This is a genomic window from Holdemania sp. 1001095H_141210_F2 (genome assembly GCF_015558105.1).
Classification (GTDB): Bacteria; Bacillota_I; Bacilli_A; order Erysipelotrichales; family Erysipelotrichaceae; genus Holdemania.
The window spans coordinates 138,018-152,727 of sequence record NZ_JADNPO010000003.1 but is presented as its reverse complement, the minus strand read 5'-3'; the positions used below and the strand labels follow the sequence as shown (position 1 = coordinate 152,727).

The window sequence follows — 14,710 nt, the reverse complement described above, 5'->3', positions numbered from 1 at the left end:
AATCAGACCGCGATTTCCTGTAATCAATCGGGATTTCCGTTTTTTTCCGGCAGCACCCGGCTGAGCACCGCATAAAGCAAATCAATATCAATCGGTTTCGCGACATGCGCAGTCATTCCCGCCGCCATGGACGCTTCCACATCCTCCGCAAACGCGTTGGCCGTCATCGCGACGATCGGAATCTGCCGCGCGTCCGGGCGAGGTAATTGACGGATTGCCCGGGTCGCTTCATAACCGTTCATCACCGGCATCTGGATATCCATTAATATCGCGTCGTAATACCCCTCGGGCTTGTCGCTGAAGTTGCTGACCGCCTGTTTTCCATCACAGCAGACCTCAAACCGGGCGCCGGCCAATTCCAGAATGCCGCTGAGAATTTCCGCATTGATCTGATTATCTTCCACGATCAGAAAACGCCGCCGCGCCAGATTTTGATCCACCTGCGGCTTCACGGTCAAAGTCTTTGACGAATCCGGATTATCCGTTTCTCCGCTGAAATCCTGTTCACATTCCAGTTCGACGATAAACGTAGAGCCGTGTCCGACTTCACTTTCCACTTGGAGACTGCCGCCCATCCGTTCGATCAGACCGCGCGTGATGCTTAATCCCAATCCCGTCCCCTCGATCTGTCCGACTTGCGGACTGCGGGCAAACGGATCGAACAAATGGGCCAGAAACTGCGGCTCGATGCCGATGCCGGTGTCGCGGATTGTAAAACGGTATCTCACCTGTCCCGGGGATGAACCGGCGATTTCCTCCACGATGAAATCCACCTGGCCTCCCTCCGGAGTGAATTTGACGGCGTTGCTTAAAATGTTGATCAGAATCTGATTGATCCGCAGCGCATCGCCAAAGAACCGGGTGTGTTCGATCCGCTCGGCATTGATATTCAGCCGAATCGCTTTGGCTCGCGCCTGCGGTCCCATGATTGCCGACAACTGTTCGATCACCTCCGGCATCCGCAGACCAGCGCGGTTCAATGTAATCTGCGAACGCTCGATCTTGCTCATATCGAGAACGTCGTTGATCAAACTCAGCAGATGTTTGGACGAATAGGTAATTTTTTTCAGACAATCCGCCACCCGCCGGGAATCATCCAGATGGGCTCTCGCCAGCGCGGTCATCCCCATTATCGCGTTCATCGGCGTGCGGATATCATGACTCATCGCCGAAAGGAAATCACTCTTGGCCCGGTTGGCTTCCTCGGCCTGGATCAGCGCATTTTCCAGTGTCTTTTTCGTCTGACGTTCCGCGGCGAGCATCTCCGTAACGTCCGCGCGCACAAGACAGACAGTCTGATGATCGGCGTCCCCCCACAGCACGCTGACTTTTTTTATCCGATCGCCAGCCTCGCTCTGATAAGGAAACAGGAAATCATAGCCTTGCGGCTCACGCTGCAGGCGCTTTAGCATCGTCGCCAGGGCAAATTGCCGGCTGCTCTCCTCCGCGCTGCCGCTCTGACTGTGGCTGCGGGCAAACTTGTCAATCGCTTCGTCGCAGTTTTCAACGATATACGGCGGCAGATTCTCCACGATAGTCTGGCGTGTATGAATGGTCAGCCGCTGCGAAGCGATATCAATGAAGCCGGCCAGTTCAAAGGTTACGGCGGCTACCCGCAGCAGTCCCTGCTGCTCGCGCACCGAATCGGTGATGTCGGTCCGGGACAGGCAGATCCGGTTTAACCGCCGGTCCGTGACCGACACAGTGACGTTTTTCATGCGCAATTCGCCGCGTGGATCGCACATTGAGAATGTGAATGTAAACGAGTTTTCTTTCGCCAGCCGGGGTTTCAGGAATTCCGGTTTCAAATTGCCGGCGTAGCGTTCCTTATCCTTGGGCAGCACATGGCTTTCCAGCAGCTGATCAATCCATTGAGAATAGCGGCCATGCGTCCTTGCGGTCAGCGCCGTCTGTTCGTTCTGGGTCAGAATCTTAAACGTATCCGCACCCAGGTCGATATCGGCGACAAAATCGTAGTTGATTTTTGACAGCTGCTGCAGAATCAGGTTGGCGATTGTCTTTTCCGTGATGTCCGTGACAGTCAGAATCCCCGTAACGTCCCCGCTGTCCGGCGTCGTTACCATGTTCATTTTGATTTCGACATAGCGGCCCTGCGATTCCCTGGGCAGCTGCACGAAACATTCCTGAATCTGCACAGTTTCTCCAGCCGCGAATTCCCGCCGGGCCGGCTCGTTTAAATAATGATCAAGGAAATACCGGCGCTGATCCGGCTCGACGATCAACGACGCCAATCCTTTAAAGAACACGTCGCGGTCGTAGCCGAAAGTCGCCAGCAATTCGGAATCCGTGTAATCCATGATGTCCAGAATCACGCCCTGAGTGATGTTGCAATGTCCCGCTACCAGTGCATTTTCCCCCGGTGTGCGGTAATGTTCAAGAATCAGTTCGTTATACTGCTGGCGAATCCGCTGCTGTTCCAGCCGTTCCCGGGTGATATCGTGATGCAGCGCATAGACGCGGATTTCCCCTTCCTCACCCGGGATCATCGCCAGCTTGCTGCTGACCCAGATCTGACCTTTGTCTGCCGTCAGCATGCGGAAAACAATTTCGCCCTGAGGTTGGCGGTCGGCGATGAACTGAAGCAGCTGGCGGCGGACTCTTGCCTGATCTTCCGGATGAATGTTCGCGGTAAAATCCTGCCGGATCGCCTGACTTATCGCAGCGTAGCTCATCCCCGCCATTTCGGCAAATCCTTCCGAGATGTATTCCGGAATCAGCTGCCCCTTTGGCGTACATTCGATCACCGTCACGCCGCCCGGCAAATTCTGGACGACCGTCTGAAAATACTGCGCCAGCCGTTCGTTTTCCTTGCGGACGCGGACTTCCTCGGTGATCTCACGAACATGCTTGATATAAGCCCCGATCCCGTTCCAATCCGTTTCACGAAAGCGGGTCGCATAAAAACGGCCGGGCTGATCGACGGACATCTCATGTTCTTCATTGTCCGGCGCGTGTGTTTTCAGCGTGCAGAAGGCGCAGGGCTGCGACTTGCCGAACAGCACTGCGTAGCATTTCCGGCCGGCATATTGTTGATCATTGGAAAAAATTTTATGGTTATCGTTGACATAATAAAGTTCATAGTTCTGCTTGCCGATCACATAAATCCCATCCGAGGATTCATCGGCGATACTCTGGTACAACCGGGTTTCCGCCGACATGCCGGTAAACACCGCATAGAACTGCGTCGATTCCGACAGGGGACCCATTCGCCGGCCGTTCAGGTGTATCCAGACCAGCGAACCATCGCGGTGAGGACTGCGGTAGGAAACGTCCAGCACCTCGCCGCTGACTAATGCCTGCCACGCCGCTTTCTGCACCCGCTCGCGATCCGGCGGATAGATTGCGTTCATCGCATCCTGATGGACGAGAGTCTGAAATTCCTGCTTTCCATAACCGGTCAGCTCTGCGACGCCGGCGGAGAAATACGTCGGGATAAAGACCTTGTTTTCCACTTTATAACTGGCGATTCCGCCGGGGATTGAATTGACCAGATGATTCATCTGGAGCTGCGCTTCCTTGAGATCGGAAATATTATGGAACACGCAGTGAAGCAGCGAACTGCCGTCCTCCTCGCCGATCCAGCTGATCTGTACGCGCACCCAGACGAGGTGACCGTCACGGTGAGCCATGCGGAATTCCAGCGTCGCCGGCTCATGCGTGCGCACAACTTCTACAGCCTGGGCCTCGACGCGGCCGCGGTCCTGATCATAGATCAACTTGCCGGCGTCTGCGGCAGCCTGGGCAGAATATTCTTGAGAAGTATATCCGCTGAGCGCAGGCACGCCATCGGAGAAATAAACGGTCTCCAACTTGTCCGTCACTTTATAAACGGCAACACCGCCCGGGATTGCGTTGATGATCTGCTGCATTTTCTGATTGGCGGTGTTGAGCTGTGTTTTTAACGCGGCCTGTTCGCTGCCGTCCTGAAACAGGCTTACCAGCACCGTTCCCCATTGAGGCAGCGTGCCCATCGAAACCTCAATCTGAATTGCACAGTAACATCCCTGCTTTTTATCCCACGCCCGCAAGCTGTGCCGCAATGTTCCGCGCTCTGTTTTCAGCTGTTGCAAAGCCCGCTGCAGTGCTGGCCGATCTTGTGGATGCACGGCAGTCTGCGCCAGAAGTCCCTCTGCAGGTTCGCCGAAGTGCTGCCGAAAAGCAGCGTTGGCATACAATGGCGGCGATGCATTGTCCGCAAGCTGATAAATCACGAATCCGCAGGCAAGCGCGTCCCCCAAATTTTCCAGCATTGTGAAAAATGACGGGACTTCCGGTGTCAGTACCAACAGCGTCGCCGTTTCCTCAGCAATCTTCAGCGTCTGAACTTCCGTTGTGTAGCGCGCCTGCGTGCGGGGATTTTGCCAGACAGCCGGATTCTGGTTTTCCCCGATGTTCTCCAGCCAGCCGCTGAAGTCGGGATCCTGACTCCAGCTTTGCGCCGCTTCGTTGGCCGGCTGCCATTTCATCTGTGAACCGCGGACAAACAAGATTGTTTTATGGGAATTCATAACGAACACGCGGTCAGCTCGGCATACATCCCTCTGACCTTCTCAAACTCCTGCCCGATCTTTTCCAGCTTTTCTGGATAATCGCCCCGAACTTCCAAGCGCCGCAAAGGCTCCACGATCTCGCAGACCGCTTCGTACAACGACGTTAATCCCAGATTGCCAGATACGCCCTTGAGCGTGTGAGCCGCCTGAAAAGCAGCTTCCAGATTTTTTTCTTCTATCGCTTTCTGCAGCGCCGGCAAGCTCTCATCCTTGAACAACATGCCTAAAATCCGCACATACATGCGTTCCTGCTGCATAAACCGTTCCATTGTCAGCGCATAATCCACGCCGTAGGCCGTCATAATCATTTTAACGTCTGACATCCGAAAACCTCCTTGTTTCCGATAAATTCATTCAGCGTCCGGATCAGTAAGTCCGGATCAATCGGCTTCGCCAGATGCGCGTTCATCCCGGCCGCCATGCTTTTTGCGATATCGTCGTCAAACGCGTTGGCGGTCATGGCGATGATCGGAATCTGTCCGGCATCCGCGCGCGGACTGGTGCGGATCCTGGCCGCGGCAGTTAAGCCGTCCATGACCGGCATCCGGATATCCATTAAGATTGCATCGTAGTAATTCAGGGCGGAAGCCTGATAAGTCTGCAGCGCCTGTTCGCCGTTTTGCGCCGTATCGACGCTGAAGCCCCTGTCCTGTAAAAGCATAACCGCGACTTCGGTATTGATGGCGTTGTCTTCGGCCAGTAAAATCCGCCGGCCGGTAAAGTCCAGCGTCTTCAGATCCAGACCCCCGGCGTCCCCGGCGGAAACGATGCCGGCGAAAGTTTCATGGACGCCCGCTGCCAGACCGAGCTTGACCTCAACGATAAATTCCGTACCCCGGCCCTTTTGCGAACGGACGCTGATTCTTCCATCCATCAGATCGACGACGCTTTTGGAAATTGCCAGCCCCAGCCCGCTGCCGCCGGATGTCGCCGTCGTCCCGGTTGACTCCTGAGAGAACGGTTCAAACAGATGCGGCAGAAACTCCGGGCTGATGCCGACGCCCGTATCCCGAATCACAAACCGGACGACGGCGTTGTCTTTCTTTGCCTGAAGCTGGCTGACGTGCATCACCACCTCGCCGCCGGACTCTGTGAATTTCACCGCGTTGCTTAAGATATTGACCAACACCTGCTGCAGCTTCATCGCATCGCCCATATACTCCTCCTGCAGCGAAGGTTCGACGATGCATTGATAACGCACGCCTTTGTTCGCGGCCTGACCGGCGCACAGCGTGCTGACTCCTTCGATCAGTTTCCGCGTGGATAAAGGTCCGTTATTTAAAAGCAGCTTGCCGCTTTCAATCCGGCTCATGTCGAGGATATCGTTGATCAGTCCCAGCAGAAACCGCGAAGACAGCTGAATTTTTTCAATACAGTCGCCAATGCGGACCGGATCGTGCAGCGACTGGGCGGCGATTGCGCTCATTCCCAGAATCGCGTTCATCGGGGTGCGAATCTCATGCGACATCCGCGAGAGAAAATCCGTCTTCGCGGCGTTGGCCTGCTGCGCGGCGTTCAGTGCGGAAGCCAGCTCCGCTTTCTGAATCTGTTCCTGACGCACGACCTCGGTCACGTCGCTGCGCGTCACGCACAACCGGTCCAGCCGGCGGTCGAGATAGAAAACTTTATACAGTTTGACACGGGTCTGTCCCTGCTTGTCCTGCATTTCAATGGAAAAGGTATAGGATCCCTTTTCCGCCAGCTGTTGTTTCATAAAAGGCAAATCGAGCTGACGGCGGTATTCCGCTTCAAACTCCGGTTTGACATAACGCCGGGCAAATTGTCCGATCGCTTTTGAAAATTGATCCTCCTTTGGAATCATCGGATCGTTGGAAGCATGAATCCGCAGTTTTCCGGACAGCGCGTCGATTTCCGCGATGATGTCGTAATTCAGACTGACGATCTGATCCAGCAGCTGTTCCTGCAGCTTTTGTTCCGTGATGTCAAGGGTATAGAAAAAGACGATGAGTTCTCCGGTTTCCGGATTCAGGCAGGAATGAAACGTTGTATGACTCCAGAACGCGCCTTCGCGCGTACTGCGCAGAAATTCAAAATGATATTCCGTCTTGCCGACGGCGTAATCGGCCTGGACCTGTTCGCGCCGCATTTGCTCTTCAATCCGCAAGCCGGTCAGCGGGTCGATGGAGGAATGCGCAAACTGAGCGATCACCTTGTCATAGCTTTCGCCGATCTGAGCAACGGCGAAGTTGGCCGTCGTCAGATAGCTTTCCAGCACATTGCGGGTCAGATTCAGCCGTCCCTGACCGCTCTGATTGCCGCTGGCAGCCTCCACAAAGTAACGCAGTTCCCGTTCGTACAGTTCCTTCTCGCGCCGGTGGAGCTGCTTTTCCTCAGTAATATCAATAAACACACAGTCAAGATACGGTTCGTTGTTTTCCATAAACAGCTGAGCTTTCACCGAGACCCACTTCACGCTGCCATCCTTGCAGCAAATCTGGTTTTCAATGTGGACGGTTTTCGCCTGACGCAGCTGTTCGCGCAATCGTTGGGCGATTTCCTGCAGTTCCTGCGGGGCGATGATCAGCGCCAGCTGATTGCCCAGCTCGGCAAATTCAGCGCGGGTGTAGCCGATGAACTCAAACAGTCCGTCGTTGGCGCTGACAACGGTCAGGCTGGCGTCGTAACGGCAGCGGAAAACCGCGCCGGGAATGTTGTTGTACAGCCGCAGCACTTCCTCCTGCGCCTGAATCTGTGCGGTGATGTCATAGCACACCGACGAAATCGCCGGACGTCCGTCCTCCGCCTGCAGCCGCCGACCCAGATCATGAACCCAGATATAACTGCCGTTCTGCTTCTTCATCCGATATTCCACCGTGTATTCATCGCTGGTTTTCAGCTGATCGGCGACTTCCTCATCAACCCGCTGCCGATCGTCCGGATGCATGCAGTTGATGATCCGGCCCTGGATGTCCGCGACGAATTCCGCTTCGTCCCGATATCCCAGATACGCCAGCATCTGATCATTGATGAAATAAAACGGGAAGCCCTCGGCGATATAGCCGCCCATCATCCCGCCCGGGAGCGTGTCGTTCAGCAGCTCTTCCCGCTGGCGGCGCAGCCGTTCCACAACCACCGTCTGCGGGTAGTGCTCACCCGCCTGCTGACTGCGGCCCGGTTCGGCAAAATGCAGACTGACGATTTTCCAGGTCTCCGCCTGCCGCCGCAAGATAAAAAACCCCCGAAGATGCCAGGCATACTGGGAGTTTTGAAGAATCATTTCAGTAAAAACAGAACTCAGATCCGCTTGTAAAAAACGGACTTTCATCACAGGAAAAGCGGCCGAAAACGGTTCGGCCAATTCCTGAATATCCGCGACGATATACGCGCGCATCGCTTCCCGCCCGCTGGCGGCTTCCTGTTCGCCAGTTCCGATAAAATCAAGGTCCTCATCCAGATAGCCGACGGTTTTCTCCACATCCCGTGCTTCAAACCAGGCCTCGCAGAACTGCCGGACTATTTTTTCACAATTTCGCTCCTGATCCCCCATACATTCGCTTCCTCCCATAAACGACAACGGCTCTGACAGCCGACCTTTGCGCATTTCAACGCGCTGTCCGCGCGGGACAGCACCTCATCCAGCGTTTCGCTCAGATCCCACATTGCAATCCCGGCGGAGACTGTCAGCGGCACGTCCTGATTCCACCCGGCCTCGACAAACGCCTGGCCCAGCGCTTCGCCCTTTCGGACAACCGCTTCCTTCCGCGCCGTCTTCTTCATGACCACAATAAACTCATCCTGCCCTAATCGGGCGAAGATATCGCTCTGACGGAAATGTGAGCGCAGCAGACGGCTGAACTGACGAATCCGCTGATCGCCGCAATCATGACCAAGCTGGTCGTTGACTTTTTTCAGATTGTCAAGGTCGAACAGGAACAACGCCAGCGGGGCATCGTCCTGACGCAGCGACTGACAAACCGCATACAACCCCCGGCGGTTTAACAGATCGGTCAGATAATCACGATAGGCTTCCTCGCGCAGGATTTGTTCCTGCCGCCGCAGAACACTTAATCTCTGCGTGCGCTGGACGCGTTTCCACAGACTCATCGGCGTGTGCGGTTTGCCCGCAAAATCATCCGCTCCGATATTGAACGCCGCTTCCTCCCACCGGTCGTCCCAATATCCACTCGCAATGATCGGAATATCGCGGACTTCGATGCGGTGCTGCAGCGTTTTCAACACTTCGACTCCGTCCGGATTTTTTATATCCATACTTAAAACAATCAGCCGGATCTGGCTGGCATAGAGGTCCAGGCACTGGTAAACACTCTGACCATCGCCGACGCATTGCACCTGATACTGCTGGCTTAAAACGCGGCGCATTTCTTCGCAATAACGAACGTCTCCATCCGCTAACAAAAGCATCGGCTTCTGCTGATCAGGAAGCGGCTGCACGTTGTCCAACGCCTGATTCGCCTTCTGTTCGCACTGTTTCTGAAGCAGTTTTTCAAATTCCTCGCAAGGCATCGGCCGCGCAAAATAATATCCCTGCACATAATCGCAGCCGGTTTCCCGCAGCCGTTCCAGCTGTTCCCGGGTTTCCACGCCTTCCGCCACGACGCTTAAATTCATCCACCGCGCCAGACTCATGATGAAGCGCAGAATTCCCTGATTGGTCGGCTTAGCTGTTTCGTTCTGAATAAATTTCATATCCAGCTTTAAAATATCCAGCGGCAGCTGGTTCAGCATGTTTAATGAAGAATAGCCGCTGCCGAAATCATCCATTTCAATGACAAATCCCAGCGTCCGCAGCTGTTCGACCGTCGCGATGATCTGGCCCGGGTTTTCGGTATAGGCACTTTCTGTAATCTCCAGATGCAGCCGGCTTGGCTGCAGCTCATATTTTTTCAGAATCCGGGTCAGAAAGTCAATCAAATCGCTGTTGTAGATATCCGCCCGGGAGACGTTGACGGAAACCGAGATCGGCGGATAGCCTGCCTGATCCCATTGGTGCAGCTTGGCGCAGGTCTGTTCCCACACATATTGATCCAGCTTGGTGATAAACCCGTTGCGTTCAAACAGTGGAATAAATTCGGCCGGCGACTGAAAGCCCCATTGCGGATGATTCCAGCGCACTAACGCCTCGGCGCCTGCCAGCTGATCATCTTTAATCTGAAACTTTGGCTGCAGATATATCACAAACTGCCGTTCTTTCAGCGCAGCTTCCATACTGTCAGTAATCGCCTGTTCCCGCAGCAGCTTGTTGCGCAGCGTATCGTCATAGGCAGCGACGTAGTGATTATATTGTCCCTTGATCCGGCGCACCGCCAACAAAGCCCGATCGCACATCTGTTCCACCGACACCTGTTTATCGCGGATGACATAAACGCCCCATTTCACAACGACGTTCTGCATGTTCGCCAGCGTGTTGATCTCGCTGTTGGCGTTGATAAAAGATTCCTGTGGATACGCTTGCGGACGGCGCAGCAGACAGGCGAACTGATCGGCGCTCAACCGGCCGCAGATTCCGCGGTCGCCGATTTTTTCCTGAATCATTTCAGCGACGCTGATCAGCAGCTGATCGCCCGCCGGCACACCCAGAATATCGTTGATCAGTTTAAAATTCTCAATATTGGAGCACAACATGTCATATTCCTGATCCGGATGCGCCTGCAGCTCCTCCCGCACCCGCCGGTAAAAGAATTCCTTACTGTAAAGGCCGGTCAGCCGGTCATAGCGGAACTGATTGATCATCGCAGCGTTTTCGCGCAGGTTAATAATACTGGCGACGCGGTGCAGGATAATCTGCGGCCGGTACGGTTTGGCGACAAAATCCGTCGCGCCGTGGGAAAGCGCCGCAACCTCGTCGGATTCGTTGTCGTTCTGCGTCGCCACAATGACCGGAATGGAAGCAATCGACGGATCGTTTTTCAGAATGGATAAAAACGTATAGCCATCCATCACCGGCATCATAATATCCAGCAGGATCAGGGAAACGTTATCCTTCTGATCACCCAGCACTTTTAACGCTTCCAAACCGTTCTGCGCTTCCAGAACTTTATACTGCGGCTCTAAAATTCCCCGCAGCATGATCCGGTTGATCTCATTATCTTCCACGATTAAGATTATTTTTTGTGAAGTCATCTTCATTACCCCGCTTCATCCGCCTTGCTTGGACTGTCGCCGGAAATCAAAAACAAGATTTTAATTTTCAGATTTCCAACCAGTTGTCTGAACTGCTTAAAGAATTAGGGGAGTGTTTTTATCTCTGCCTGATATCCATTGAAATAATTTTAGCATAGGGTAAAGGGAACCGCAATCTCTTTCCAGGGTGAAAGTCGTTCGAATATGGTAATAATTTCAGTAAATAAGTTTAATTTCATCCGGTTTTCTTTTGAATGACAAACCTGAACATAGATTAATCCGGATTGAATTCCTGACTGATTATAAAATGGAATTGATCTATCTAACCCTGGATAATTATTTCATTTCCCTAACTATTTCCCCCGATCCTGCCCGAAAGGAAAAACAACGAAAAAGGGCTGGCGAACGCCAGTCCCTGACTCAAACATCTTTTCATTTCAGGCGAAGCTGGATTTAAAGCTGGATCAGCGAAGCATCAGCCGGCTGCCCTGATGCAGGATATCCGCGATCAGGTTCAGCACCGGATTGTATTGATCCAGAAGGCAAAGACTCATGCCTCCAAAAACAAACATCGTCGTGACAAACCAGCGCAGATTCTTAATCATCATCTTCCGCTTCCTTCTGTTTTTTAATCCACCAAAGCAAGCCTGCCGCCACGCCTAAACTGATGAGCAGCCATCCTGTTTTTTTCTTCATGAAGCCTTTCCTCCTTGATTTCTGGCTTCATTATAAGAAATATTCCCGCCGCTCTCCATCGTTTGAGCTTACAGACAGCTTACAGTTTCGTCACCCGTGTAAAAAACATGATTTTCTGAAGCCTCATTTTAGTAAATCAAGCCTGAGCGGCCTGCCCCAGTTTGAAAATCGCAGTTTTCTCATAAAAAAAATAGAAATTCGCTTACCGGGCGCCTTTCTATTTCCATTCCAACAGGAATGATTTTTCTATTGCCAGGGAGTCTGGCTTAACGGGGGAAAGAAATTAATCAAACTTCTCATTTGATTGTCTTCATTATAACCTCCGCTTGTGTGAAAAACATGGTCGAATTGTGAAATATTTGTGTAAGTCAAAAGCAGTTTATTCTTCCTTAATGATAATCCCCAAAACCCGGGCCAGATCCACCGCCTGCGCCGGATTCACAATCACGCCCCTCAGCTCGTCGCCGCACAAGGCAATTCCTTCGATCGAACAGGTGGACAAATCGACGCCGCTGAGATGACTGTGGAAAAACTCACTTTCATCCAGCTTGCAGCGTTGAATTTCAAAGCTGGAAAACTTTCCTTCGCTGAATGAAGACTGCGTGCAGATGCAGTCCGCAAAGCGGCAGCTTTTAAAACTGGAGAACGCGAAGTTGGAATAATCGAGCGCACAGTTGAGGAATACCACGTCCTGCAGCACGCAGCGCGACAGATCCGCGCCGGTCATGCGGCAATGATCGAACACAACCCGCCGCAGCGTGCTTTCACTCAGCTGACAGTTGGAAAAATCGCAGTGATCGAAAATCACGTCGATAAAATAATTTTTCTCGCTGATCGCCGCCATCGTCACCTTTGTCAGCCGGCATTCGCTGAATTCCCTGCCCGGCGCTTTTTCTTCCGGCCATAAATCATCGTTGATTTCCAAGCCGGTCAGTTTTTCCTGCGCCGCCAGCGCGGACGTCAGCACAGCGGGATCCAGCTTCAGGGGCAGGCGCGGCGCTTGCAGTTCTTTTTTGATTTGTTTCATGAACTCATCCTTCCTGATTCTTTTAATCTTATCACAGATCCAGTTTCTTGCAATGAAATCCAATGTTGACAGCCCTTGTCTATCGTGATAGACTCAAGACAGAAGATGTGTCTATTGCAATAGACAGGAGGTGCTTTATGGAACAGGAACTGAAACTGCATGAAGCGGAATACCGTTTTGCCTGCATTATCTGGGAACACGAACCACTCAGCTCCGGCGAGCTGGCGCAGCTGTGCCGCCAACAGCTGAACTGGCAGCGTACAACGACGTATACCGTGTTGAAAAAGCTTTGCACAAAAGGGTTCTTTAAAAATGAAAATGCCGTCGTAACAGCGCTGATCAAGAAGGAACAGGTGCAGCAGTATGAAAGCCGCAAGGTGCTGGAAAATCTTTTCGACAACTCGCTTCCGGCGTTTCTGACCGCATTTATGGCCGGAAAGAAAATCAGCGAGGATGAGGCTGAAGCGCTGAAAGCGTTGATTGACCGCTGTCAGGAGAATGATGATGAACGCGGCGCTTAATTTTCTGATCGGCAACAGCGTCGCCGTGTGCTTCGTCTTCCTCGTTGTCGTGATTCTGCGATGGCTGCTGCGGCATACGCCGAAAATCTACGCCTATGCCTTATGGGCGGCGGTGTTTCTGCGGCTGCTTTTGCCGGTATCGATCAGCGCGCCGGTCAGCTTTGTCCCCGCCGGCGCAATGGCCTTGAGCGAACAGACCGCGCAGGCGCTCTCGCTTCCGCGCAGCGATGCCCCTCGCACGTCCTTAATCCCGCCAGAAACAGCCGCAGCTGCGGAAACCCGCCCTATGTCCGCTTCCCAACCGGCCGCCGGACTTGGAATGTTCTGGCTGATCGGACTGGCCGTGATCGTCAGCGGCAGTCTGCTCCAATACCGCCGGTTTCTTCGCCGCTGTGTCCGGGGAACTGAAATTCAGCCTGGAATCTGGCGGTGTTCCGACCTGGACTCGCCGGTTCTGATCGGCCTGGTTCATCCCCGGATTCTGCTTCCGGAGGGATTAAATGAAATAGAGGAAACCAGCGTACTGCTTCATGAACAGATGCATTCCCGGCGCAAAGACCCGTGGATCAAGCTGGCCGCTTACGCGCTCGTCTGCGTCTATTGGTTTCATCCGCTGGTCTGGGCCGCCTTTGCCCTGATGAGTCAGGACATGGAAATGGCTTGCGATGAAGCGGTAATCCGCCGTCAGGACAGTCCGGGAAAACAAGCCTATTCCCATGCCCTGGTCGAACTGGCTGCCGCCTCTTGGCAGCGCTTCCCGCACCCGCTGAACTTTGCGCGCGGGTCGCTGCGCAGGCGAATTGAGAACATCCTGAATTATAAAAAACTACCGTGCTGGGCTGGCGGTCTGCTGACGATGGGACTGGTCGTCGTGCTGATCGTGGCGCTGTGCAGTCCGCATCAACAAAACGCTTTCGACGCGCAGGCAAAAACGCTGGCTGAACAATTCTGTTCAGCCTTGGTCGCGCAGGATGACGCAGAGCTGCGGTCACTGCTGTCAGATCAGAGTACCGCTGACCGGCAGGAGCTGCTGCGTTTCGCGACTCCGGAATGTCAGGTCTGGTCTGAAAAACCGGCAGTTTACCGGGATCAGATCCGGGTTCAGGCAGACATCGTGATCCAGGACAGCACTCTGTATGCCTCCGGCGATGCAACGCTCAGTCTGATGATGCGCTCGCAGGATAAGGATTTATTTCTGGAACGCGTGCAGGTCGGCGAAGCCGCCCCCTTTGATCTCGATCCCGCGGACGCCGACGCGTTCATGCCGCTGAACGATATCGTCGATCGGCTGCGGGCTTATATCCCGCAGGCGGTGCTGGACGGCATCAACAGCCGGACAATCCCTTCTTCGCATTTCTATCTGCTCGCCAGCTACGATGATCCGCAGACCCGAATCGCTGACAGCTACCGCTATAATCTCCAGATCACCGTTGACGCCGACCGGATGACCTCGCTGCACTTCCGGGATTACGGTGCGGACGCCTCGCAATGGCCGCTTGTCAATCTGACGCAGGCGCAGGGGCAGGCGCTGGCCGAAGCCTTCGCCCAGGATTTCCTCAAGCTGGATCAGAATCCTCCATGGGAACCGGCCGGGATTCAGGAAACGATCGGCGGCGACTACGACAGCTGGAATGCGGTGCAGGACGGGGTCACCTATACGATCTGCATCGATCGGGAACATGCGTTTGTCGTCTACTATTTCTCCGAAGCCGAATAATCCCAAATACATGATAAAACAGGAAAGATCACGGTCTCTCCTGTTTCTTGTTTATTCTTCTTTCGTTTGAAAATCA

Annotated in this window: 8 protein-coding genes; 2 read left to right on the top strand and 6 right to left on the bottom strand. The window is 53.6% G+C overall.

Annotated features, from left to right (window positions below; translation table 11 throughout):
* Positions 1-23: 23 nt before the first annotated feature.
* The 6 genes from I2G61_RS03205 to I2G61_RS03180 form a co-directional block, all read right to left on the bottom strand.
* Positions 24-4,529 carry a PAS domain-containing protein gene (locus tag I2G61_RS03205; protein WP_195547894.1) on the bottom strand — a complete coding sequence of 1,502 codons (4,506 nt, stop codon included), beginning with the start codon at positions 4,527-4,529 and terminating at the stop codon, positions 24-26.
* Complete coding sequence (locus I2G61_RS03200; RefSeq protein WP_195547893.1) at positions 4,526-4,894, bottom strand: Hpt domain-containing protein; 369 nt, start codon at positions 4,892-4,894, stop codon at positions 4,526-4,528. Before I2G61_RS03200 ends, I2G61_RS03205 begins: the two co-directional genes overlap by 4 nt.
* Complete coding sequence (locus I2G61_RS03195; protein WP_195547892.1) at positions 4,876-8,079, bottom strand: PAS domain-containing protein; 3,204 nt, start codon at positions 8,077-8,079, stop codon at positions 4,876-4,878. The genes I2G61_RS03200 and I2G61_RS03195 overlap by 19 nt, the downstream gene beginning before the upstream one ends.
* Complete coding sequence (locus I2G61_RS03190) at positions 8,046-10,673, bottom strand: EAL domain-containing protein (protein WP_195547929.1); 2,628 nt, start codon at positions 10,671-10,673, stop codon at positions 8,046-8,048. The genes I2G61_RS03195 and I2G61_RS03190 overlap by 34 nt, the downstream gene beginning before the upstream one ends.
* Positions 10,674-11,137: 464 nt before the next feature.
* Positions 11,138-11,281, bottom strand: coding sequence for a hypothetical protein (locus tag I2G61_RS03185; protein ID WP_159432732.1), 144 nt, complete (start codon positions 11,279-11,281; stop codon positions 11,138-11,140).
* A gap of 467 nt (positions 11,282-11,748) precedes the next feature.
* Entirely contained in the window at positions 11,749-12,396 is a 648-nt protein-coding gene (locus tag I2G61_RS03180) for a pentapeptide repeat-containing protein (protein ID WP_072682846.1), read from the bottom strand.
* 137 nt (positions 12,397-12,533) lie between these two features.
* Between I2G61_RS03180 and I2G61_RS03175 the strand changes: the two genes are divergently transcribed.
* Positions 12,534-12,917, top strand: a complete 384-nt coding sequence (locus I2G61_RS03175; RefSeq protein WP_072682847.1) for a BlaI/MecI/CopY family transcriptional regulator — start codon at positions 12,534-12,536, stop codon at positions 12,915-12,917.
* On the top strand, positions 12,901-14,634 hold the full coding sequence (locus tag I2G61_RS03170; protein ID WP_195547891.1) for a M56 family metallopeptidase: 1,734 nt from the start codon (positions 12,901-12,903) through the stop codon (positions 14,632-14,634). The genes I2G61_RS03175 and I2G61_RS03170 overlap by 17 nt, the downstream gene beginning before the upstream one ends.
* Positions 14,635-14,710 lie beyond the last annotated feature (76 nt).